The sequence below is a fragment of the Promicromonospora xylanilytica genome, from assembly GCF_054782895.1.
Map to the genome: position 1 here is coordinate 1 of NZ_BAAGRP010000071.1, position 23190 is coordinate 23190.

Consider the following 23190-nt stretch of genomic DNA (forward strand, 5'->3'; position numbering starts at 1 on the left):
CCATCGGGCCCACACCGCCGTCGGGAACCAGCCCCCAGCCACGAAGCTACCGACCGGCGTCACCAACGTCATGACCAGCAACAACTAGTGGGCGTCATCGCGGTCGTGGTGATCGCGCTCGCGATCTTCCTCGTCCTCGCGTTCGTCGCGAGCCGCATCCGGCGGGTGCCGCCGAACGAGGCCCTGATCATCGTGGGCCGCGGCGCAGGAAAGTCCGAGGCCCAGCTCTCGAGCCAGCGCGTCGTCGTGGGCGGCCGGGCCTTCGTGTGGCCGGTGCTGCAGCAGGGCTTCGCGATCTCCCTGGAGCAGCGGCAGATCGGCATCACCGTCGAGGGCGTCGACAAGAACCGCATCAAGATCGCCATCAAGGCATCGATCAACTTCAAGGTGCGTGGCGACGAGGAGGGCGTGCGGCGGGCAGCCCAGCGCTTCCTGTCCCAGCAGCACCTGCTGACCGAGATCATCAAGGAGTCCCTCGAGGGCTCGCTGCGGTCGATCGTCGGCGACATGACGATCGAGCAGATCATCTCGGACCGTAAGGGCCTGTCCGACCGCGTGGTCCAGTCCACGAAGACCGACCTCTCCGAGCAGGGCCTCCAGGTCGACCTGCTCAACATCTCCGACATCTCGACGCCGGGGTCGGACTACCTCGCGAACCTCGGTCGCGCCGAGGCCGCCAACGCCCGGCAGCTCGCGGAGGTCTCCGAGGCGGAGGCCAACCGGGCGTCCGAGTTCGCCGTGATCGAGGCGGCCGAGCAGATCGCCGAGCGCAAGAAGGCGCTCGACCTGAAGCAGGCCACCATCAAGGCCGAGACCGACAAGGCGAACGCCGAGGCAGAGGCCGCCGGCCAGCTCGCCCGCGCCGAGCAGGACCGCCTCGTGGCCCAGCAGGAGCGCGAGGCCATGGCCGAGAAGGCGCGCGTCGAGCAGGAGCGCCTCGACATCGAGGTCCGCAAGCCCGCCGAGGCCAAGGCCTACGCGGAGGTGCAGAACGCCAACGCCCGTCGTGACGCCGAGAACGCGGCCACCGAGGCCGAGGCCTTCAAGCGGACCACCATCGCCCAGGCGAACAAGACGGCGGCGTTGCAGGACGCGGAGGCGTCCGCGGAGTCGGTGCGCCGCGCCGGTGAGGCCGAGCGCGACAAGCAGGTGGCACTCGCCGCCGGTATCGAGGCGGAGGGCCGGGCCCGGGCAGCCGCCGTCGAGGCGGAGGGTCTCGCCGAGGCCGCCACCATCGACGCCAAGGCAGAGGCACTGCGCAAGTACGGCGAGGCCGCCCTGGTGCAGGAGCTCATCGAGCGGATGCCCGACATCGTCCGCGCCGCTGCCGAGCCCATGTCCTCGATCCAGGGCATGACCGTGATCTCGACGGACGGCGCCTCCGCCGTCACGAAGAACGTGGCCTCCGTGATCGGCGAGGGCCAGGGCGTCATCAAGCAGCTCACGGGCGTCGACATCAATCAGCTCATCTCGAACCTCGCCGGCCCGACGAACGGCGTCGGGCCCGACTCGACCGACGCCCCGGGCGCGGCCGAGAAGAACTGACCCCCGGAACGCGTAGAACGTCCCAGACCCTCAGGTCACGCTGGTGACCTGAGGGTCTGGCACGTCGGGACGGTTCCCGGGGTCGCTGCCCCGGGTCGCTCTCCCCGGCGTCACGGCTCCGGGTGGTGCGCGTCGTAGCGCCAGAAGCGGGGGGACAGGCGGACGACCAGCCAGAGCAGCACCAGGCACGTCAGGCCTCCCACGACCGCGGCCCAGCCCTCGCCGAACCACGTCGCCTCGGCGCCGAGGACCATCTCCCCCAGGCGCGGCCCGCCCGCCACGACCACGATGAACACGCCCTGCAGCCGTCCGCGCATGTGGTCCGGCGTCGCGGTCTGCAGGATGCTCTGCCGGAACACGGACGAGATGCTGTCGGACCCGCCGGCGAACGCGAGGGCGATACCCGCCGCGACGACGGCCCAGACGATCGGCCCGTCCGGTGAGCCCCGGCCCACGAGGACGAGGACGAGCCCGAACGCGGCGATCGACACGCCCCACGCCGTGATGGCCCAGATGATCACCTGCCCCTGCTTGCGCATGCGGGTCAGCCCGCCGGAGAACACGCTCGCGAGGATGCCGCCGACGGCGAAGGTCGCGGCGAGCACGCCGGTGGTCGTCTCACCGCCGCCCAGGTAGACGACGCCGGCGGCCGGCCACAGCACGCGCGGAAAGGCGAGCACCATCGCACAGATGTCGACGACGAACGTCGTGCGGACGTTGGGCTGGGTGGCGAGGTAGCGCAGTCCGTCGAAGACCGACCGCAGCCCGACGGCGCGCACCCTGCCCCGGCTGTTCAGCTCGACGGCGCCGGCGCGCTCCGGAGGCACCGGCGGCAGCTTGAACACCGACCACAGGGCCGCGAGGAACAACACCATGTCCAGCGTGTACGCCCAGGCGTAGCCCAGCTGGGCGACCAGCACGGCGCCGATCAGCGGTCCGCCGGTCAGCGCGACGTTCATCGAGAGCGTGGCCAGCGCGTTGGCCGCGGGCAGGAGCTCCGGGGCAAGCAGGCGCGGGATGATCGCCGACCGGGCGGGGTTGTTGATGGCGAACGCCGCGCTCTGCAGAGCGACCAGCCCGTACAGGAGGTGCACCGACTCGACCTCGAACCAGGCCTGCGCCGCGATGCCCGCGACGACGACCCACAGCACGCACGAGGACAGGAGCGAGACCTTGCGCCGGTCGTAGTGGTCCACGAGCGCCCCGCCGTACAGGCCGAGGGCTACGAGCGGGACCAGCGAGAACAGGCCCAGCAGGCCGACCGCGAGGGTGGACCCGGTGAGGGCGTAGATCTGCAGGCCCACGGCCACGATGGTCACCTGCGTGCCGATGTTCGAGATCGACAGCCCGAACCACAGACGCCGGTAGTCCGATGACACCCTCAGCGGCGTGGTGTCGGCGAGCAGGTGACGCATGATGGCGATCGTAGGCCTCGCCCTGGCGACCTGGCCGTGGCGCCCGAGGTGAGGTACGTCTCCCGCGCACGACAGAGCGGGAGGTCAGGACACCCCCCGATGTCCTGAGCTCCCGCTCTGTACTTTCCTGGTCCGCGGGCCGGGGCGCCCCCCAGCGGCGCCCCGACCCTCGAACCTACCGACCCGGGTCTGGGTCGGTCCTCGGTCACGAGTCACCTTGATGGCTCACGACCGGGGACCGGACCCGGGCCGGCTGTCGACCGGTAGAACGTGGTCAAGCCACGCTCTACCGGCGACGTGTGCGGAGCGCCGCGATCCCCAGCCCCATCAGGAGCGAGATCAGCGAAAGCTGCCCCGTGATCATGTGGCCCGTCTCCGCGAGATCCGCGTCGGGCACTACCCGCCGTGCTACCGGCTCCGCCACGGGCTCGGTCACCGGGCGGTGAGGACGGTCGTCCATGTCGCCCGACCGGATGCTCCCGCTGCTGGACGTCGGAACCGAACCGCCCGTGGCGCCCCAGGTGAGGTCGACCCCCTGGACCAGCGGGTGCTCGCCCATCGGCTCGGCGGTGCCGCGGACCGGCTGAACGGCCGCGCGGGCCGGGACAGCGGAGTCGCTCGGCACGTGGCCGACAGGGATCGCCCCCGGCGTTCCTGCGCTGACCGGGTACCCACCGGAGTACCCCGTACGCGGTTCGGTGGTGCGGGGCTCTGTGGTGCGGGGCTCTGTGGTGCCGGACTCGGGTGTCCGCGGCTTCGGTGCGTGCGAGTCGGCGGGAGCGTCGGTTCCCTCGTCGCCGGCACCGGGATGCGCCGGGCGAGGCCCAGGGTCATGACTGCCGGTTCCCGGACGGCCGGGTCCCGCCGTTCCGGGCTTGTCGGTTCCGGGCTTGTCGGTTCCGGGCTCGTCGGTTCCGGGCGTGTCGGTTCCGGGCTCGTCGGTTCCGGGCTCGTCGGTTCCAGGCTCGTCGGTTCCAGGCTCGTCGGTTCCAGGAGGGTCGACAGCTCCGGGCGCATCCGTACCCGGCTCCTCCGGCAGAGGCGCTTCGTCGTCACCCGACGGGACCCCCGTCAGCAGGTCGTCGACCAGGCCGTCCTCGCCCAGTGTCCCGTCGACCACGTCTGCGAGGTCGGCGCTCAGCAGGGACCGGACGATGCCGTCAGGGCCGACGACGTCGTCCGCCAGGCCCGTCTCGTCGCTCGTGCCGACACCGGCGCCCTGAGTCTCGGCTCCCGTGGCCGCCGGAGACGTGGCCGCGTCGAGGTCACCGCCCGTGACGGACGCGTGCTCGGTCGTGGCGGTGGTCTCCTGAGTGACTGGATCCGGCGGACCTTCCCCTGCGGCGTGCGCGGAGGAAGCGCCGACGACCGCGAGGCCGCCCGCGACAAGCGCCGTGTACAGCACCCGTCGGAAGTTCCTGTCCATGAGTCTCTCCTTGGCTGGCGTGGAGCCGACGGCAGATGCACCGTCGGGAGGTGCCGCGCGCGAGGGCGCGGCCCAGCCAGGTCAGGCAGGTGAGACAGGGACGTCCGTGTAGCTGCTCGACAGCTTGCCACGCGACTCGTCGGCCGACACGCCCCAGGAGCGCGCCCGGAAGACGAGCAGGGCGGAGAGCACCGCGACACCGTCGCCGCCGAGCCCCTTCAGCTGCGGTGCGCCGCCGCCCAGGAGACCGGCGGAGGCCGCGACGACCGCGTTCCCCGCACCCCCGGCGAGCGGGAGGCCCGCCCCGAGGAAGCCTGCGCCACCCGCGTGGACGACGCCGGACGTGGCGACGCTCAGGGCGAGCGCGGTGTCGGCCGCGGTGGCGCCTCGCGGGACGCTCACCTCACCGAGCGGTGCGGACCAGGCTCCGGTGGAGGTCCGGTCCATGACCGCGACGTCACCGGGAGCCTGCAGCGCTCCCGGGTACGTCGACTCGGCGTCCACGGCCCGCGTGGTCGGGACCACCGGGCTGAGCCCGCCCGGCACCGCGGGCTGGGCAGGGAACTCCGGCACCAGGCCGCCAGGTACCGGAAGGAGCGGCTCGACGGCCGGGCTCAGCGGCTCGACGATCGGGACGAGAGGTACGACGACCGGAGCGACCGCCTCACCGACAGGCGTGAGGACCGGCGTGAGCGCCTCCGTGACCGGGTCGGTCGCCGGCTTGAGGGCGCCCACGATCGGGGCGCTCACGTCGCCGACGACCCCGGTCACCGGGGAGACCAGGCCGACCACGGGAGCCAGCAGGCCGCCGGTCACCGGTGCGATCGGCTCGGTCACGGCGCCGAGCACGGGTGTCAGTGGCGAGGCGACCTCCCCGACCAGGCCGGTCACCGGCGCCAGCAGACCACCCAGGGCCCCGGTCACGGGCTGAGCGACCCCGCCGACCTGCTCGGTGACGGGCTTGAGGGCGGGGTCGGAGACCTGCTCGACGACCTCGCTGGCGTTCGCGACGGGCTGCTCGGTGAGCCGGGTGACGCTCTCGGCCACCGGTTCGGTCACCGCTGTGCGGACCGGCTCGGTCACCGGCTTCAGCACGCCTTCGGAGACCAGCGCCACGGCGTCGTCGACAGTTGCGGCGACCGGATCGGCGGCGGGCCTGGCTGCCGGCTTCGCGGTAGCCGGCTCCTCGCCTGCCGTCTGTGCCTCCGGCTCGGCTGGCGCGGGCCCGGCCTGCGGCGCGGCATCGGTGGTCGTGCCGGGCTCCGACACGTCCGGCTCCGGCACAACCTGCTCCGGCGCGTCCGGCTCGGGAGCGACCGGCTCCGGCGCGGACTGCTGCGGGGCCACCGGATCGCCGTCGGCCACGGCCTGCCGGGACCCGGCGGCTGTGCTCGGCGCGAGTAGGCCGGTTGCCCGGGCGACGGTCTGCGCCGTCGCATCCACCGTGTCGCCGAGGGCGGAGCCGAGCGGGCCGCGCTCCGCGGCGCCCGAGGGGGCCGCGAGCGTGACGCCGAGCGCGAGGCCCACGGCACTGAGCGCGAGAGTTCCGGCGGCACGCGCGACGGCATGACGGAGGCGGTCCCCCGTGCTCAGCTGCGCGTCCTTCGACATCGGTCTCCCGCTCTCCGGCCCGGTCAGGGCCGCCAGCAGTCATGCATACACATTTAATCTTCGGGGAGCCCCGAAGTTCGGCAACCGCACGCCTGCGGTTTGCGGATCGAGAATTTTGTGCTCCGGAACTGCGACATGTCGGAAGAGGCGCATTATCTCGCCTATCTCGGGGTAATCGACGCGATCTCGGCCCTTGCTCAAAACCTGGGTGAACTGGCCCCGGTCAGCCGACGGTGGCGCCGAAGACGAGACCGAGAGCGTACGTGGCACCCGCCGCCCCGAGCCCGATCGCGACCTGGCGCAGCGCCCGGGAGAGCGGGGACGTACCCGACAGCAGGCCGACGACCGCGCCCGTCACCAGCAGCGCGAGCCCGACGAGGCCGGTCGCGACAAGGACCGCGACGAGGCCGTCCAGGCCGAGCAGGTAGGGCAGCACCGGCACCACTGCACCCGACGCGAAGAAGCAGAAGGACGAGACCGCGGCGCCCCACGCGGTCCCGTGCGTCTCGAGGTCGTCGGCCTCGTCCGCCGACCCCGCCGGACGGTCGCCGGCCGGTGCCTCCTGCACACGCAGCAGCGGGCCCTGGTGCTCGACGGGCGTGACCGCGAGGCGAGCGAGCACGGCGTCGGCGTGCGCCGTCGCATTCTCGACGCTCATCCCCCTGGCGCGGTAGACGAGCGCGAGCTCGTTGGCGTCGACGTCCAGATGCGGCAGCGCGGCACCGGCGGCGGGCGACGGCGACGACGCCTCGAGCAGCTCCCGCTGCGACCGCACCGAGACGAACTCGCCGGCGCCCATGGAGAGCGCCCCCGCGAGGAGGCCCGCGAGCCCGGACAGCAGGACCGTGCTGGTCGCCACGCCGGATGCGCCGATACCGAGCACGAGCGCGAGGTTCGACACGAGCCCGTCGTTCGCGCCGAACACCGCGGCACGGAACGTCCCGGACAGCCGGTTCCGGCCCCTGGTGGCCAGGGCACGCACCACCTCTTCGTGGATCTGCTCGTCGGCCGCCATGGTCACGGTCGCGTCGGCGTCGTGCGCGTACGACGACCTGGCCTCGGCCCGCTGGGCCAGCGCCAGCACGAAGACGCCACCGAACCGGCGAGCGAGGAAACCGAGCGCGCGCGTGCGCAGGTCGCCGCGTACCGGAGCGCCGGCGTCGGGACCGAGGAGCTCGAGCCAGTGCGACTCGTGCCGCTTCTCCGCGCGCGCGAGCGCGAGCAGGATCTCGCGCTCCTCCCCGGAACGCCGGCCGGCGAGGTCCCGGTACACCGCCGCCTCGGCCCACTCGTCCGCGAGCAGCCTGCGCCACCGCCGGATGTCGGCGGGGGTTCGACGGCGTGACGGGTGCAGCCCCTGGGCCCGCTCGGCCGGCGTCGGGGTGCGGTCGGACGTACGCCGTGCCGGGTCACGGGACGGGTCGGAGGGTAGGTGAGGCACTCCGCCATCATGCCCACGGATCGTGGCCCATGGGTTTCGTGGCTCCGGGGCTCCGGGTTCGCGTGGCCGAACTCTCGCCCGTCCGGGTCCGAACCTGCCGCCCCTCGGCCTGCCGTACGGTTTCTCGCGCAGAAGGATGCACAATGGACGCCGTGATCATCGTCAGCACGCACGGGTCGGCCGCACCCGGCGGCGCGATCGGATGGGCGTGGATCAACCACGCGGGTGGCCAGTTCGACTCGGGCGGCGCTGCCCGGGGAAACGACCAGGTGGCCGCGCTCTCGGCCTTGTTGCGCGCGATCGAGGCGCACCCCGGTGACGAACCGCTGCTCGTGGAGTCCGGCTCGCAGTACGCCGTCCGATCCGTGTCCGAGTGGTCCGACGGATGGAAGCGCAACGGTTGGCGGTCGCCGTCCGGCGATCCCGTCCCCAACGTCGACCTGGTGCAGCACATCGACCGCGCCGTCACGGAACGCACGGGACCTGTCCGGTTCCACTGGGTGCGCGGACACGTGGGCAACCCGTACAACGACCGGGTGGACCAGCTCGCGGGCTTCGCCGCGGAGGAGTGGGACGCGGGGCGCGGCGGCGTCGGCGAGATGCTCGTGCCCGACGCCGGGATGATCCCCGACGCCGAGCTGCGCGGTGCCGGCTTCACCGCCGAGGTGCCCGAGACCCGCGCGCCGGTGGCGCCCCCGGCCCCGGTCGGAACCTCGGCCGGGCGGACCTGGGTGTCGGAGACCCTGTTCGACTGACGGTCGAACCAGGACAGGACGAGAAGGCCTGCGGCCCTGACGCGACGTACCTGGTACGCCGGGTCAGGGCCGCAGGCCTCGTTCCGGTCCCGGGCCGGCCACCGCCGGCTACAGACCGAGGAGCAGGAGCTCCTCAGCGGTGCGCGCGTCCGGCGCGACCCGGCCGGCGGTGACCGGCTCGGCGTCGTCCTCGTCGACGTCGTCCGGCGCGGCGGCCGCTCGCACGAACAGCGGGACCGGCTCGGCCGTACGGGCGCGGAACTCGAGCCGGTCTGCGACGGCACGCGCGTGCTGCGCCATCTCGTGCGCGATGGTGACGCTCTCACCCAGGTACGCGCGCGGGTCGATCAGACGACGGATCTCGTCGCGGTCGAAATAGGCGCTCACGGTCGTGTTGCGCACCAGCAGGTCGAGGAACTGCGCGTCGCCGACGGCGGACTCCTGAGCCACCTCGTACACGACCTCGTGCGCCTTCTGCCGCCCGATGCGCTCGCCCAGCTCCATCATGAGCGACTCCGAGCCGATCAGCCCCTCGCTCAGCGCGAGGTTGGCGCGCATCCGCTGCTCGTCCAGCTCGAGACCGCCGAGAATGACGTCGAGCCGGGTCAGGATGTCGCCGCCCAGCACGGTGGCACGCTTGGCCGTCTCCTCGAGCAGGTCGGTCATGCCGCCGTTCGCCTCGTGGTCGTGCTGTATCGACTCGAGCGCCGGCGCGGCGAGCGCGCGGAGCTGGGCACTCATCGACAACAGGTCGAGGGCGAGCTGCGGGTTGCGCTTGTGCGGCATGGTCGAGCTGCCGACCGTTCCGTCCGGGATGGGCTCGAACGCCTCGCCGAACTCCGGCTGCATCATCGAGTAGATGTCCTTGCCGATCTTGCCGGCGGTCCCGGCGACCTGGCCGAGGACGAGCACCAGCTCGACGATGCCGTCGTTGATCGCCCGTGACGGCACCGGCATGGTGCCCAGCCCGAGGTGGTCGGCGACCCTGCTCTCCACCTCGCGCCCGGCGGGCCCGAACGACGCGAACGTACCGACGGCGCCACCCATCAGGACCCGGAACAGGCGGTCCTCGAGGCGCTCCAGCCGGTCGGTGTGGGCCGTCAGCTCGTCGATCCAGACGGCTACCTTGAACCCGAACGTCACCGGCACCGCGTGCTGGCTGTGGGTACGGCCGGCCATCGGCACGGCGGCGGACGCCTCCGCCAGCTTCGACATGCCCCGCAGCACCTTGGCGAGCAGGGCCTTGACCGCGCTGTGCGCGTCGCGCAGGACCAGTACGTCGGCCGTCTGCGTAATGTTCTGGGTCGTGGCGCCCCAGTGCACCCACCCGCCGTGCTCGCGCCCGACCACTCGCGCGAACTCCTCGATGAGCGGCATCAGGGGGTGGCTCGCCGACACCGTCTCGGCCGCCACCCGGGCGAGGTCCAGCTTCTCGATCTGCGCCGCCTGCGCGATGGCCTCTCCCGCTGGTTCCGGGATCAGGCCGACCTCGGCCTCGGCGAGCGCGAGCGCGGCCTCGACGTCGAGTCGCGCCTGGAATCGGTTCTCGACGCTGAAGAGGTGCGCGATACCGGCGTCGGGCACGCGTCCGTCAGTGAAGTGTCGAATCGATTCGCTGTGCATTTCTGAGTTCCCCACTCGGTTGAGTCGTCGTACGTGACCGGACGTGCTGACAGACCTGTCCCTGGTGGGTCCGACCTGCCCCGCGAGCTCCTGATCCATCTCGCACCGGCCGCCGCGGGGCCTTGCCCGCCTGCCCGCCGTGCTGAACGCGCCGTGTCGCCTCTGTACCGGCTGCGCGATGCACCAACCTGCCGTGCGCCGACCCGGCGTTCCGGATCGTGGAAGGAATCGCTTCATCCAGGTTAGCGGAACTGTTTCGGGAATGTAACGCGGGTGAGGTCCGTCACGCGTGCTCCTGCGACCAGCCGGCCCGTGACCTGCGGCTTGACGGCGCCTGACCGCGTGGGGGTGAACTTCTGCGCCACGCCAGCCGTCTCACATGCCGGACCCGGTCGACGGGCCGGCCGGCGCGGACGGTCGGCGCGGGCCGGCCGGCGCGGACCGGTCGGACACACGACCTCGACCACGCAGCGAGCCCGGCCGCACGTGCCGATAGGGCGTGCGGCCGGGCTCTCTGTCGAGGTGGGGCGTTCGGCGCGAGCGCCGGGCGAGTCAGCCCGCAGCCGCGGCGTCGTCGGCCGGGGCTTGGTGCTCCTCATGTTGGGACACGTAGGTGTCGGCGACGCTCCGATGCAGGAGCGTGGTCCGGCGAGGGTTGGCGATGGAGTGGTACTGGGCGTCGTTGGCGTCCGTCATGGTCCTCCTCCGGTGCAGGCGTACGGCGACGGTGCACGTGGTTCACCGCTGATGTGCGGATCAGCCATTTTCGTTGATACCGAGTCGCGCCGTCGACTGAAGAAGCTGTGATATGAGCCTCACCGCTCCGTCAGAACTTTGTCGCGGGCGCGATCGTTGCGGCTACCTGGCCGGGAGCCGGTCACGCCCGCGACGGGCGTCGGACGTGGTGGGTCAGGGGAAAGAGCTGATAGCGGCCCGCGACCAGGCCCCACAGGCCGCTCGGCGCGAGGAGCACCACGGCCACGGCGACCGCACCGAGCACCACGAGGTACCAGGTGCCGAGGGGCGCGAGGGCCTGCTGGAGCACCCAGTACAGGACCGCGCCGACGATCGGGCCCTCGATGGTCCCGATACCGCCGACCACCACGATGAAGATCATGGCCGCAGTCCAGTTCACGGAGTAGATCGACCCTGGGGTCACGCCCAGCGTGCTCAGGGCGATCAGCGCGCCCGCGAGCGCCGCGCCGGCGGACCCGGCGACGTACACGAGGCGGCGGCCGCGGTCCACGGCCACCCCGAGGCTGCTCGCGGCGACCCGGTCGTCGCGGATCGCCGTGAGCCCGAGTCCCACGCGGGAGCGCAGGAGCAGGTAGGTCCCGAGGACGACGGCGACCATGAGCGCCAGCGCGAACCAGTAGACGAAGGCGACCCGCTCCACCCGATCCGTTCCGCGGAATGCGACCAGGGACAGCCCCGATCCGCCGCCGAGACCGTCGATCTGCATGGTGACCAGCCGAAACACCTCGGCCACCACCCAGGTGCCGATCGCGAAGTACCCGCCGGCCAGGCGGAACACGAGGTAGCTCGTCGGCAGCGCGATGGCGCCCCCTACCAGCCCGGCGGCGAGGACCGCCGCCCACGCCGGGGCGCCGACGGCGTCGGCGAGCTGGATCAGGGCATACCCGCCCACGCCGACGTAGGCCTGCTGGCCCACGCTCACCATGCCGCCGTACCCGGCGAGCAGGTTCCAGGTGGTACCGAGTATCACAAGGGCGAAGAGCATCACGAGGCTGGACAGTGCCCCGAGCGTCACCGCGTACGGCACGACGGCGGCGAGCAGCACCACGACGACCAGCAGGCCACCCGCGCCGACCAGGGACCCGCGTCCACCCCTGGTCACGACGGGGCCTGGGCCTTCGGGCGCGGCGGTCTCGGTGGCCGGGTCGACGGCGGGGCGGCTCATGCCGACACGCTCCTCGGCATCAGGCCGCCCGGCCGGACCACCAGCACGGCGAGGAAGACGAGGTGCCCGGCGAGCACCCCGGACTGGGGGTCGATCTGGGCGCCGACCGTCTGGGCCAGGCCGAGCACCACGCCGCCGGCGAGCGTGCCCCACAACGAGCCCAGCCCGCCGATGATCACGGCCTCGAACGCGAACAGCAGCACCAGGTCGCCGTACCCGGGCGAGAACTGCGTGCTCACCCCGACGAACACGCCGGCGAGCGCCAGGGTGGCGAACGCGAGGGCCGTCGCGAGGCCATACATGTGCCTGGGGTCGACTCCCGTCATGGCGGCGGCGCCTGCGTCGTCCGCGACGGCGCGCATCGCCCGCCCTGTCGCGGTGCGCGCGAGGAAGAGCTGGACCGCCGCGATGACCACCACCGCCACCGCAAGGGTGATCAGCGGCAGCACACCGACCGACAGGCCTCCGAGCGGCAGACCTGCCGACGCGAGGCCGCCCGTGGGGATCTTGCGGGTGTCCGCGCTGAAGACCTCCTGGAGCAGGCTGGTCAGCGCGACGGCGACACCGAACGACACGAGCAGCGGCGCCAGCTCGCCCGCGCTGCGCGAACCGCCACGCGTGCGCCTGCGCGGGCCGGCGCTCATGTCTCTGCCCACCTGCGCGAGCGCCGGGTTGAACAGGCCGCGCTGCACCGCGTACCCGAGGGCCGCGAACACCGGGACCACCACGACGACCGCGAGCCACAGCGGCAGCCCCTGCTGCACCAGCACCAGCGAGAGGTAGGCGGCGAGCACCGCGAGCACGCCGTGCGCCAGGTTGACGATGCGCATCACGCCGAAGATCAGCGACAGGCCGCAGGCCAGGAGGGCGTACTGCCCGCCGAGCAGCACACCTTGCACACCGGCGTTGAGCCAGTCCATCGGTCCTCCGGTCTCGCTGGGGTTCTGTCGCGCCGAGGTAGTCATCTGGCGAAGTAGTACCTCTTCGCTACGTGACTACCTCGCCAGGTGACTACCTCGGCAGGTGACTACCTCGGCGGGGTTGGGTGATGCCGAAGTAGGCGTCCGCGACGGTGTCCCGGTCCAGGCCTGCCGCCGGTGCCTCCAGCACGGTCCGGCCGCCGAGCAGGCACTGGACGCGGTCGGCCACGCGCAGCGCCTGGTCGAGATCCTGTTCGACGACGAGCGCGGTGGTGCCCTCCGCCGTGATGCGCCCCACCACGTCGTAGAGCTGGGCCACCACGGACGGCGCGAGCCCGAGCGACACCTCGTCGAGCAGCAGCACCCGCGGGTTCGCCAGCAGCGCCCTGCCGATGGCGACCGCCTGCTGCTGCCCGCCGGACAGGACGCTGCCCCGCCGGTCCCTCATCTCGGCGACCTGCGGGAACAGGGCGTAGACGGTGCGCAGGTCCCACGGTCCGCCGCGTCTCGGGAAGCGCCCCATGAGCAGGTTCTCCTCGACGGTGAGCGACCCGAACACGCGTCGCCCCTCGGGGACGAGCGCGATGCCCCGCCGCACGCGCCGGTGGGCGGGCAGCCGGGTGACGGGCTCGCCGTCGAGCAGCACCGTGCCCGACGTGGGCAGGTGGGTGCCCGCGAGCGCCGCCAGCAGCGTGGACTTGCCCGCACCGTTGGCGCCGAGCACCGCGAGCGTCTCCCCCTCGGCGAGCGAGAGGGCCACGCCGTCGACGGCCGTCAGGTCGCCGTACCGGACCTCCAGGCCGGTCGCCTCGAGCACGTTCACGCGGTCACCTCCCCCGCGGTGGCGCCAGGATCCGCGGTGGCGCCGGGATTCGCGGTCGTGCCCTGGTCCGCGGCCGGCGCCGCGTCGACGGTCGAGCCGAGGTACACCTCCACCACCTCGGGGCTGCGGATCACGTCGTGCGGGTCGCCCTGCGCGATCACCTCGCCGCCGGCGAGGCACATCAGCCGGTCGACGACGTCGAGCAGCGCGTGCAGCACGTGCTCGATCCAGATCACCGCGACGCCGTCGTCCCGCAGACGGCGGACCAGGCGCACGACCTGCGGCAGCTCGCTGTCCGTGAGACCTCCCGCGATCTCGTCCAGGAGGAGCAGGCGCGGACCGGTGGCGAGGGCTCTCGCCACCTCCAGCCGCTTGCGGTCCAGCAGCCGCAGGCTGCCCGACGGCGTGTCGGCCGCCTCGGTCATGCCGGTCACCTCAAGCGCGTGCCAGGCCTGGGTTCTGCTGTGCCGGGAGGCGGCGCGCCGGGACGCGGTCCGCCCGGCGTGCGCCCGGCCGGCGAACGACGCCCCGACGAGCACGTTCTCGAACACGGTGAGACCGCCGAAGGGGCGCGGCACCTGGTACGACCGGGCGATCCCCCGGTCGGCACGGGCGGCGGCGCCGAGCCGGGTGACGTCGTGGCCGTCGAGCACCACGGTCCCCGCGTCGGCCCGCTGGGTGCCCGCGACGATGTCGAGCAGCGTGGTCTTGCCCGCGCCGTTCGGGCCCACGAGGCCGAGTGCCTCGCCCGCGGCCACCCCGAACGACACGTCGCGTGCCGTGACGACGTGTCCGAAGCGCTTGGCGACGCCCGTCACCCGCAGCAGGGGTTCGCTCACCGGAGCGGCTCGACCTCGCCCGCCGTCGGGATCTGCGGGGCGAGCTCGTTGGAGACCACGACGAGCTCGTAGGGGTGCTCGCCCTCGCTCTCGTCCAGGCGCCACTGCCCGCCGACGAGCGGCGTCTTCGCGACGTACGGCGGGACGCCGTCGTCCACGCCCCAGGCGATGTCGCCGACCACCGTGGAGACCTCGAGCGTGGACAGCGCCTCGGTGATCGCGTCCGGCTCGGTGGAGCCGGCCTGCTCGACGGCGGCGACGGTGACCTCGAACAGGGCCTCCGCGAAACCGAGCGGCTGGGTCCACTGCTTGCCCGTGTCGGCCTCGTACCGGTCCGCCAGCTCCTGCGCGGTCTGCCCCGTCAGCGACGAGGTGAACGGCGCAGTCGGGTGCCACCAGACCTCGGAGGTGAGGCCGTCGCCCGCGTTGCCCAGCGCCTCGACCGCGGACGGGAACAGGAGGGCCTTGCCGATGGTCGCGACCTTCGGCTGGTAGCCCTGCTGCCCGGCCTGCTGCCAGAACGTGGTGAAGTCCGGCGGGATCGGAACGCCGACCAGGATGTCGTGCCCCTTGAACGCGGAGAGCTGTGCCGAGAAGTCCTGGGTGCCGTTCGGGTACAGGCCCGGGTCGTCGATGGTGACGCCGGTGTCGGCCGTGAGGGCGGGGAAGTTCGCGCTCCACGCCTGACCGTCCGGGTCGTTCGGGAACAGGCCGGCCGCCTTCTGGTTCGTGTCGACCTGGCCCCACATGTCCGCATACACCGCCGACACGTCCTCGAGACCCCAGAACGCGTGATAGCTGTACTTGAGGTCCGCGGGCTCGTCACCCTCCCGGATGGCGAAGGGCTGCCACGGCGCGACCGTCGAGATGCACGGGACCGAGTTGGCCTCGCACTGCTCCGAGACGGGGTTGGTGATGTCGGGCGTGGAGGACGTCAGCACCAGGTCGACGCCGTCGCCGTTGATCAGCTCGGCCGCCACCTCGCCCGCGCGGGCCGAGCTGGACTGCGAGTCCTTCACGATGATCTCGACGGTGTGCTCGGTGCCGTCGATGGTCACCGGGTGGCCGGCGAACCACTGCTCCATGGCGTCGATCACGTAGGCGTTGGCCTCACCGAACGGCGCCGACGGGCCCGTCTCGGTCGAGACGAAGCCGATCTTCAGCACGTCGTCGTCTCCGCCGCCGGCGCCCACCGCGCCACCGCCGACCTCGCCGCAGCCCGTGAGGACTCCGGCCAGCGCCGCTGTCGACGCCCAGGCCACTGCCACCCGCGCGTTCAGGGACCGTCCGTTGCGAACCATCGTCGTCACTCCAAGTCGGTAGAAGAAGAGCCTGAGGGTGTTCGGTGCCGGTCCGCGGGGGCCAGGACGATGTCGAAGCGGGTGCGGGACCACGTGCTGTCGAGCGCGCGGCCGTCCGGTGTCGGCGTGCCCGCCGGCTGCTCCTGGAAGTCCATGACGAGCGACTCCTTGACCCCGAACACGGAGTCGGCGCCGAGCAGCTCGTCGCCGCGCACGAAGATGTGGGTCACGAGCGTCCGCAGACCCGGCGCGCTCACCATGAAGTGCAGGTGCGCGGCACGCAGGGGCGAGCGGCCCGACGCCGCGAGCAGCGCGCCGACCGGACCGTCGTGCGGGATCGGGTACGGCGTCGGCGTCGTACCCCAGAACCGGTAGCCGCCGTCGGCGTCCGAGAAGAGGTGCGCGCGGCCGGCGGTGCGGTCGTCGGCGTACTGGACGTCGTAGAAACCGTCCTCGTCGGCCTCCCACACCTCGATCCGGGCACCCTGGACCGGGTTGCCCGACGTGTCGGTGACCGTGCCCTCGACCCAGCACGGCTGACCTGTCGCACCGCCGGAGATGTCACCGCCGTTGTCGATGCGCGGGGCGTCGTCCACGAAGAAGGGCCCGAACACCGTGGCCTCGGTCGCGCCTCCGTACGCCTCGTTGTTGATGGCGATCGTCTGCATCGAGGCGCCCAGCACGTCGGACAGCAGGATGAGCTCCTGCCGCTTGTCGTCGGTGATGTGGCCCGCGGCGGTCAGGAACTCGATGCCCTTGGCCCACTCGTCCTCGGTGAGGCGCACCTCGCGCAGGAACGCGTGCAGGTGCCGGGTCAGGGCCTGCATGACGGCCCTCAGCCGCTCGTCGTCGGCGCCCGCGAACGACGCGACCACCTGGTCGGTGAGCTCCTGCTCGCGTGCGGCCTGCTCGGCGGCTGCCTGCTCGGCGGCGGCGGCGGGGTCCGGGACCGGCTCAGGCATCCTGCTCGCTCCGGCCGAGCACCGACCGCAGCGCGTCGCCCAGCTCCCCTGCCGGGTCGCCGGGAAGCGTCTGCGCACGCCACGCGACGTGCGAGTCGGGGCGCACGAGGATCGCCCCCGACTCCTCGACACCCCGCATCCTCGCCCAGTCGTAGTACGTGTCGATGACGTCGCGGCCCGGCCCGATCACCACGGCCTCGAGCGGCACGCCCAGCTCTTCGCCGACCTTCGCGGCGGCGTCGGCCCATGCCTCGCCCGCGATACCGGTGACCAGCGTGAACTGCCCGTACGGCACCAGGTCGTGGGTCGAGCGCTTGTAGCCGTGGACGTCCGCCACCCACACGTGCGGGAACCGCGCCCCGGGGACCGTGGACTGCTTGTAGTAGAGCTCCGGGTCACGCTCGTCCAGGGGCTGGGGCGAACCGTCCGGGACGACGGCGGCCGACTCGTAGAACTGGCCCATGTCCACGCCGTGCGCGTTGAACTCGTAGTGCTTGAGGTCCATCGCCTCGACGAGGGCCTTGCGCTTGGCCTCGCCCGCCGGCGTGTTGGCCTTGCGCTCGTCGATGGCGGCCTGCATCGCCTCGGGGGTCTCGGCGTCGAGCACGCCGAGCACCTCCATGAACCGGAACTCGCCGCCGGACTTGTTCGCCCGCAGCACGATCTGCTCGGCGATCGGCGCACGCTCCGTCGAGTACGTGTCCAGCAGCGACGGCGCCGCCTGGCCGTTCAGGACCGCCGCGATCTTCCACGCCAGGTTGTACGAGTCCTGGACCGACGTGTTGGAGCCCAGCCCGTTGCTCGGCGGGTGCCTGTGCACGGCGTCGCCGGCACAGAACACACGGCCCTTCTGCAGGTGGGTCGCGTACATCTGGTTGTTGCCCCACAGCGAGTAGCCCGTGATCTCGACGTCCAGGTCGTCGACGCCGACGAGCTGGCGCACGATGTCGGCGGCCGCGGCGTCGTCGAGCTGTGGCGGGTCGCCCGCGATGTCGTAGCCCCAGACGATCAGCCACTCGTTCCACGGCCGGACCATGCGGACCAGGCCCGCGCCGATCCCGCCGACGTCGGACCCCGGCTGCAGGACCCAGTACAGGACCGACGGGCGGTGACCCACGAGGTGGGTGAGGTCGGCCTTGAACGTGATGTTCATGGAGCCGGCGATGTCCATGGCGCCCTCGAACGGCAGGCCGATGTCGGCGGCCACCTGGGAGCGCGCGCCGTCGCCGCCGATCAGGTACTTCGACCGGATCGTGTACTCCGTGCCGGTGACTCGGTCGAGCACGCGGGTGCGCACGCCGTCGTCGTCCTGGGTGTGGCTCAGGTACTCCGTGGAGAACCGCGACTGCGTGCCCCGCTGGGTCGCGTTCTTGACCAGGACGGGCTCCAGGTAGGTCTGCGGGATGTCCACGGTGAGCGACGGCGAGGCGAGCCGTGCGTCCGCCTCGCGGGCCGGGTGCGTCTCCCACGTGAGGATGCGGCCGATCTCCTCTCCCGCGATCGTCGTGCAGAACACCGTGTCGCCCACGAGCTCGTGCGGCGTGGCGTCGGCGAGGACCTGGTCCTCGATGCCCAGGTCGCGGAAGATCTCCATGGTCCGCTGGTTGGTGATGTGCGCGCGGGGCGTGTTCGCCGTCCAGCGGTACTTGGTGATCATGATGTTGCTGACCCCGAGGCTGGAGAGGAACAGAGCCGCCGACGAGCCGGCGGGGCCCGAGCCGACGACCAGCACGTCGGTCTCGACGACGACGTCGGTGGCGGTCCCGGTACCGGTTCCTGTGCTGGTGGCGGCGGTGCTGGGCAGTGCGGTCTCGGGCTGACCGTCATCGAACTCAGGCATGAGCACAGGATGGCGTGAGACCACCGTCCAGAAAAGGGCAAACCAGTAATATTTCGCAGAAAGTTCTGGTGCGGGCGACGAGCAGAGGTGCGTGTCACCGCCGGACGCAGGATGCTCGTCACATGCCTGCCCAGCCGACCCCGCTCAAGCCCTCGCGCGACCCACAGCTCGTGCTCCTGCGGCACGGTCAGACCGAGTGGAGCGCGAGCGGGCAGCACACGGGGCGCACCGACCTGCCGCTCACCACGGCCGGCGAGGAACAGGCACGAGTCGCCGGAACGATCCTCGCCGACTACGAGTTCGCGGCCGTCTACACATCCCCGCTGCTCCGGGCCCGCCGGAGCGCGGAGCTGGCTGGCTACCCCGACGCGATCGTGGACGACGACCTGGCCGAGTGGGACTACGGGCCTGTCGACGGCCGCACCTCCGCCGACGTCTCCGAGGAGCTCGGGCGGGAGTTCCTCATCTTCGACGACGGGGTGCGGATCCTGCCGCCGTCGGCCGAGCACGGCGACGGGCGCGAGGGCGAGACGCTGGGTCAGGTGGCGGTGCGGGCCGCGCGGATGGTGGCGCGGGCGGAGGAGACGCTCGCGGGCCGGACCGGGCCGGACGGTGGCGGCGACGTGCTGCTCGTCGCGCACGGCCACCTGCTGCGCGTGCTCGCCACCGTCTGGCTCGGCGTGGACCCGCGGCTCGGCTCCCGGTTCGAGCTGGGTACCGCTGCCGTCTGCCTGTTGGGGTACGGGCACAACCTGCGCACCATCGAGGGATGGAACCTGGCCGCGCAGTAGATCCCGGTCACCCCGGTAAGGCAGTATTCGCGGAATGAGGGAAGAGCACCTCGCCGACGGCGAGACCATCGTGATGCAGCTCCGCACCCACCCGAAGAAGGTCATCAAGCCGGTCCTGCTGCTCCTGCTGCTGCTGGCGGTCCTGGTCGCGGTGTGGGTGCTGCCGCTTCCCGTGGACGGCATCGTGCTCTGGTTCGCGACGCTCGTGCTGGTGGTGCTCGGCCTGGCGGCCGCCGCCGCGCCGTTCCTGCGCTGGCGCACGACCCGCTACATCATCACCAACCAGCGCGTCGCGCTGCGCACCGGGATCCTGACGCAGACCGGCCGGGACATCCCGCTCTACCGGATCAACAACGTCACGTTCGAGAAGCAGCTCAGCGACCGGATCTGGGGCTGTGGCACGCTCGTGATCTCCGACGGGACCGACCAGCCGGGCATGGTGCTCGACGACGTGCCCGACGTGGAGTCGGTCCAGCGCGCCCTGCAGGACCTGGTGCGGCAGGGCAAGCAGCTCAGCGACGACTGAGGCCGGTCCGGGAGGTCATTCCGGAGGGTCGGGCTCCAGGACGGCGGCAAGGTCGGAGCCGGCCCGCAGCAGGTCGACGGTCCGGCCGGCGATCTGATCGAGACGGACGTCGAGGATCCGCTCGGCCTCGGCGACCCCCTCGGCGATCCCGTCGACCTGGCGCAGCGTCGAGACGACGTCCCGCACCGCCGGGATGCCGTACCCGCTGCCGCGCAGGGCGGCCACGACGCGTGCCTCCCGGATCGCCCCGGCACGGTACTGACGGGCGCGCAGGCTGGTCACCCGATCCGGGACGGCGAGCCCTTCCTGCTCCCAGAACCGCAGCGTGGAGGTACGTACGCCGAGGGCGGCTGCGAGCTCCGTGATGGTCATGGGGTCGGCGTCCGGCGCCGGAAGTACCTCCGAGTCCTCGGACACGGCCTCGGCCTGGATCGCGCGCAACGCCCGCCGCGCACGGAGCGCCTCGTCGCGCTCGCGTGCGAGCTGCACGTGCACGGCGCCGATCGCGGCGGCGGCGTCGGCGAGGGGCGTGGTCCGGGGTGGGGTGCCCTCCACGGCAGGCGTGCTCCCGGCGGGCGTGCTCCCGGCGAAGAGGCTGGCGAGGAGACGGCGGGCGGCCACGGGCCCGGCCGCACGCGCGAGGCCTCGGTACGCACGCAGTGCCTGGACGTGGCGGGCCGTATAGGTCCGGTAGCCGTTGGCCGCACGGGTGGCAGGCGGGAGCACACCCAGGCGCTCCAGGTCGCGGACCTGCTGCACGGAGTAGCCCGACTCCCGCGCGACGTCGGCGGTACGGAGCGGGCGGATCTCTCGCGTCATGCGCACAACCCCACATAAGCACTTGAAGGTGATGCTTGAAGCATGAACACCGGGACAAGTATCGACCGGATCGTCGCCACCGTCGCGCGGCTCGAGGGCTCCCTCGTCGTGGCCCCTGCCGTCGGCGACCCGAATTTTCCTGAGCTGGCCTGGGGTGACGCATTCTTCTACTACTCACCGGACGGCGAGATGCCCAGGACCGTGCAGCCCTACGGGACCGTCGTCACCAAGAACTACCCGGACGACACCGAGTCGGACCTCGACATGCCCGGCCGGTGGCGCGTGAACATCCATGTCGGCCGCGCGTCGTTCCGGACGCTCACCGGGCAGGGCGGCGGGCACGGCGCGGACGCCGCTGTGGACCACGCAGCCGACGACGTCGTGCTACCGCACCCGGTCTACGGGAACGCCGACTGGGTCTGCGTCGTGAACCCCGGACCGCGTACGGTCGGCACGGTGCTGCGCCTCCTGCGCGAGGCGCACGCCGCCGCCCGCGTCCGGTTCGATCGCCGGCACTGAGACCCAGCACGGGGCCGTGGTCGCAGCAGCCGCTCGGACGAGCACGAGCCCGTTCTCGCCGGGGCGGATCAGGCCGCCTGCTCGCTGCGGCGCAGCATGTCGGCGCTCAGCCGGATCTCGCCCACGGCGTGCGCGTCCAGCAGCCGCCGGGCGAGCTTCTCGAGCGTGTGCGGGTCGGCGGCGTCCTTCTCGCCGGCCCGCTCGGACCGCACGCTCGTCGCCAGGTCCTCGTCGCGCACGACGCCGTAGCGGGCGGCGAACCAGTCCTCGATGGTCACTCCGTGCACCGGCGTCTGCACGACGTCGAGGGTGTCGCCGGCGCCGATCTCGCCGTTCTCCACCACGCGCAGGTAGGCGCCCGTGCGGTTCGCCTGCGTGAACCGGCGCACCCAGCGCTGCTCGCCGAGCCGGCGCGCGAACGTCTGGCAGGGCACGCGCGGCTGCGTCACCTCGAGCAGCGTGGAGCCGATCCGCCAGCGTTCGCCGATCACCGCACCGTTCACGTCCAGCCCACGAACGCGGAGGTTCTCGCCGAACAGGCCGGGCGGCACCGGGCGGTCCAGCTCGGCCGACCAGTAGTCGGCGTCCTCCTGCGCGTAGGCGTAGACCGCCTGGTCGGGGCCGCCGTGGTCCTTGCGGTCCGCCTGGAGGTCCGCGTACAGCCCGAGGGGCCGGACCTTGACGCGCCCCTCGACGGGACGCTTGTCGATCGCGGTGACTCCTACGGTGCCGGCGTCTGGAAGCAGGACGTGAACGCGGCAGACCGCGAGGAGCTCAGGCATGCGCACATGCTCTCACCCCCGTCACACCCGCTTGCCGTCCGGGAGGGGCAGCGGGTCCATCCACTGGTCGTTCGCCGTGAGGTCGATGCCGAACTCGCCGGCGAAGCGCATGCGCGTACCGGCCAGCACGCCGTCCACCGACTCGTCGAGGTCGTAGACCCGTGCTCCGCGCAGCCGGTTCCGCTCGGCGCCCGAGAGGCCGTAGGTGCCGAACCCGGTGTTTCCCGCGTAGCCGAGCTGAACGCCGTAGTAGTCGCCCGAGTACGTGTTCACGTGGTCGTGACCGCAGAAGACGCCGCGGACGTCGCCACGGTGCTGGATCGCCGAGAACATGCCGGAGTTGAACGGTCCCGGGCACTCCTCCTCGTTGCGCTCACCCTCGATGCCGTGCCGGGCCTTGCCCCGCTCGTGGTCGGCGTCGGTACGTCCGTCCACCGAGCCGAACCACATGAAGCGGTACTCCCACAGCGGGATGTGGATGAACATCAGCGCCGGGACCACGTGCCCGGCCTTGCGCTCGATCTGCACGGAGGTGTCGTAGTACCACTTGACCTGGTCCATCCGCAGCCAGTCCCACGTGGGATAGCCCTCGAAGTCCTGGCCGGCCAGCGTCTCCGGGGCGTAGCGCCCGGAGTCGAGCAGCCAGAGGTTGAACGCGGGCCGGCCGTTCCTGCCCGCGATCAGCAGGTTCGAGTTGCCCTGGCCCGTCACGCCGCGCGCCGTCGGGCCGTTCACGTTGTAGCGGTAGGACCGGTAGAAGGCCAGCATGTCTGCCTCGTCGAGGCCGCTGTCGGGCGTCGAGTCCTCGTCGTGGTTGCCGAAGGTGATGGCCCACGGCACCTCCCGCTCCTCCATCGGCTGCACCACGTTGTTCATCGCCTGGCGCATCTCGAGCGGGGTGTCGCAGCCGCCGGTGATGTTGTCGCCGTTCAGGATCACGAGGTCGGGGCGCTCGTCGTCGAGCACCGCCCGCATCAGCTCGAGGGTGCGGCGGTCGATCTTCTCGTCGTCCTGCGTGTCGTTGAACTGGACGATCTTGAACTTCCCGTCCCGCCCGAACCGCAGCCCGCGCTGCGGGTGCTGCGTGAGCTGGGCGGCCTCCGCCGGTGCCGCGCCGCCGGCGGCCACCGCCGTCGCGGCACCCGCCGCGCCGAGGCTGCTCAGGGACAGGAACGTCCGGCGGTCCACGCCGCCCTCGGCGGTCTGCGCCAGGTCGCTGCCGGTCAGGTCGCTGGCCGCCGGGTCGGTCTCGCCCGGCATGCCGCCGGGAATCTGCTCGCTCATGCCGACGACGATCGGAGGCCCGGCTGGCGGCCGTCCGACCGGCGGGT

The 23190-nt window shown here is 72.1% G+C and carries 21 protein-coding genes; 5 read left to right on the forward strand and 16 right to left on the reverse strand.

The window, feature by feature from the left end:
• Positions 1-87: 87 nt before the first annotated feature.
• Entirely contained in the window at positions 88-1545 is a 1458-nt protein-coding gene (locus tag ACYVK7_RS20995) for a flotillin family protein (RefSeq protein ID WP_460889660.1), read from the forward strand.
• Between the two features lie 110 nt (positions 1546-1655).
• Here ACYVK7_RS20995 and ACYVK7_RS21000 read toward each other — a convergent pair whose 3' ends face one another.
• From ACYVK7_RS21000 to ACYVK7_RS21015, 4 genes are all read right to left on the reverse strand, one after another.
• The gene (locus ACYVK7_RS21000; RefSeq protein ID WP_460889661.1) at positions 1656-2960 is read right to left on the reverse strand and encodes an MFS transporter; all 1305 of its coding nucleotides are present in this window, start codon (positions 2958-2960) and stop codon (positions 1656-1658) included.
• Between the two features lie 286 nt (positions 2961-3246).
• On the reverse strand, positions 3247-4386 hold the full coding sequence (locus tag ACYVK7_RS21005; RefSeq protein WP_460889662.1) for a hypothetical protein: 1140 nt from the start codon (positions 4384-4386) through the stop codon (positions 3247-3249).
• A gap of 81 nt (positions 4387-4467) precedes the next feature.
• Complete coding sequence (locus tag ACYVK7_RS21010) at positions 4468-5997, reverse strand: DUF5585 domain-containing protein (RefSeq protein ID WP_460889663.1); 1530 nt, start codon at positions 5995-5997, stop codon at positions 4468-4470.
• A 223-nt stretch (positions 5998-6220) separates the two neighbouring features.
• Positions 6221-7351 carry a VIT1/CCC1 transporter family protein gene (locus ACYVK7_RS21015; protein ID WP_460889749.1) on the reverse strand — a complete coding sequence of 377 codons (1131 nt, stop codon included), beginning with the start codon at positions 7349-7351 and terminating at the stop codon, positions 6221-6223.
• Positions 7352-7581: 230 nt separating this feature from the next.
• Between ACYVK7_RS21015 and ACYVK7_RS21020 the strand changes: the two genes are divergently transcribed.
• Positions 7582-8193 carry a ribonuclease H family protein gene (locus tag ACYVK7_RS21020; RefSeq protein ID WP_460889664.1) on the forward strand — a complete coding sequence of 204 codons (612 nt, stop codon included), beginning with the start codon at positions 7582-7584 and terminating at the stop codon, positions 8191-8193.
• 108 nt (positions 8194-8301) lie between these two features.
• Here ACYVK7_RS21020 and ACYVK7_RS21025 read toward each other — a convergent pair whose 3' ends face one another.
• From ACYVK7_RS21025 to ACYVK7_RS21065, 9 genes are all read right to left on the reverse strand, one after another.
• On the reverse strand, positions 8302-9777 hold the full coding sequence (locus ACYVK7_RS21025; protein WP_460889665.1) for a class-II fumarase/aspartase family protein: 1476 nt from the start codon (positions 9775-9777) through the stop codon (positions 8302-8304).
• Positions 9778-10368: 591 nt separating this feature from the next.
• Positions 10369-10512, reverse strand: coding sequence for a hypothetical protein (locus ACYVK7_RS21030; RefSeq protein ID WP_460889666.1), 144 nt, complete (start codon positions 10510-10512; stop codon positions 10369-10371).
• 181 nt (positions 10513-10693) lie between these two features.
• On the reverse strand, positions 10694-11737 hold the full coding sequence (locus ACYVK7_RS21035; RefSeq protein ID WP_460889667.1) for a branched-chain amino acid ABC transporter permease: 1044 nt from the start codon (positions 11735-11737) through the stop codon (positions 10694-10696).
• Positions 11734-12657 carry a branched-chain amino acid ABC transporter permease gene (locus ACYVK7_RS21040; protein ID WP_460889668.1) on the reverse strand — a complete coding sequence of 308 codons (924 nt, stop codon included), beginning with the start codon at positions 12655-12657 and terminating at the stop codon, positions 11734-11736. Before ACYVK7_RS21040 ends, ACYVK7_RS21035 begins: the two co-directional genes overlap by 4 nt.
• Before the next feature lie 91 nt (positions 12658-12748).
• Positions 12749-13480 (reverse strand): ABC transporter ATP-binding protein, encoded by a 732-nt coding sequence (locus ACYVK7_RS21045; RefSeq protein ID WP_460889669.1) that lies wholly within the window; start codon positions 13478-13480, stop codon positions 12749-12751.
• Positions 13477-14319, reverse strand: a complete 843-nt coding sequence (locus tag ACYVK7_RS21050) for an ABC transporter ATP-binding protein (RefSeq protein WP_460889670.1) — start codon at positions 14317-14319, stop codon at positions 13477-13479. The genes ACYVK7_RS21045 and ACYVK7_RS21050 overlap by 4 nt, the downstream gene beginning before the upstream one ends.
• Positions 14316-15620 (reverse strand): ABC transporter substrate-binding protein, encoded by a 1305-nt coding sequence (locus ACYVK7_RS21055; RefSeq protein WP_460889671.1) that lies wholly within the window; start codon positions 15618-15620, stop codon positions 14316-14318. The genes ACYVK7_RS21050 and ACYVK7_RS21055 overlap by 4 nt, the downstream gene beginning before the upstream one ends.
• A 5-nt stretch (positions 15621-15625) precedes the next feature.
• Positions 15626-16582, reverse strand: coding sequence for a dioxygenase family protein (locus tag ACYVK7_RS21060; RefSeq protein ID WP_460889672.1), 957 nt, complete (start codon positions 16580-16582; stop codon positions 15626-15628).
• On the reverse strand, positions 16575-18422 hold the full coding sequence (locus ACYVK7_RS21065; protein ID WP_460889673.1) for an FAD-dependent oxidoreductase: 1848 nt from the start codon (positions 18420-18422) through the stop codon (positions 16575-16577). The genes ACYVK7_RS21060 and ACYVK7_RS21065 overlap by 8 nt, the downstream gene beginning before the upstream one ends.
• 122 nt (positions 18423-18544) lie before the next feature.
• Here ACYVK7_RS21065 and ACYVK7_RS21070 point away from each other — a divergent pair, with 122 nt between their 5' ends.
• Complete coding sequence (locus tag ACYVK7_RS21070; RefSeq protein WP_460889674.1) at positions 18545-19213, forward strand: histidine phosphatase family protein; 669 nt, start codon at positions 18545-18547, stop codon at positions 19211-19213.
• Between the two features lie 34 nt (positions 19214-19247).
• Complete coding sequence (locus ACYVK7_RS21075) at positions 19248-19739, forward strand: PH domain-containing protein (protein WP_460889675.1); 492 nt, start codon at positions 19248-19250, stop codon at positions 19737-19739.
• Positions 19740-19754: 15 nt separating this feature from the next.
• On the opposite strand, the gene ACYVK7_RS21080 is transcribed toward ACYVK7_RS21075, so the two are convergent.
• Positions 19755-20558 carry a MerR family transcriptional regulator gene (locus ACYVK7_RS21080; protein ID WP_460889676.1) on the reverse strand — a complete coding sequence of 268 codons (804 nt, stop codon included), beginning with the start codon at positions 20556-20558 and terminating at the stop codon, positions 19755-19757.
• 42 nt (positions 20559-20600) lie between these two features.
• Here ACYVK7_RS21080 and ACYVK7_RS21085 point away from each other — a divergent pair, with 42 nt between their 5' ends.
• On the forward strand, positions 20601-21077 hold the full coding sequence (locus tag ACYVK7_RS21085; RefSeq protein ID WP_460889677.1) for a DUF6194 family protein: 477 nt from the start codon (positions 20601-20603) through the stop codon (positions 21075-21077).
• Positions 21078-21145: 68 nt separating this feature from the next.
• On the opposite strand, the gene ACYVK7_RS21090 is transcribed toward ACYVK7_RS21085, so the two are convergent.
• Entirely contained in the window at positions 21146-21859 is a 714-nt protein-coding gene (locus tag ACYVK7_RS21090; RefSeq protein ID WP_460889678.1) for an MOSC domain-containing protein, read from the reverse strand.
• Between the two features lie 21 nt (positions 21860-21880).
• Entirely contained in the window at positions 21881-23143 is a 1263-nt protein-coding gene (locus ACYVK7_RS21095; RefSeq protein ID WP_460889679.1) for a metallophosphoesterase family protein, read from the reverse strand.
• Positions 23144-23190: the final 47 nt, after the last annotated feature.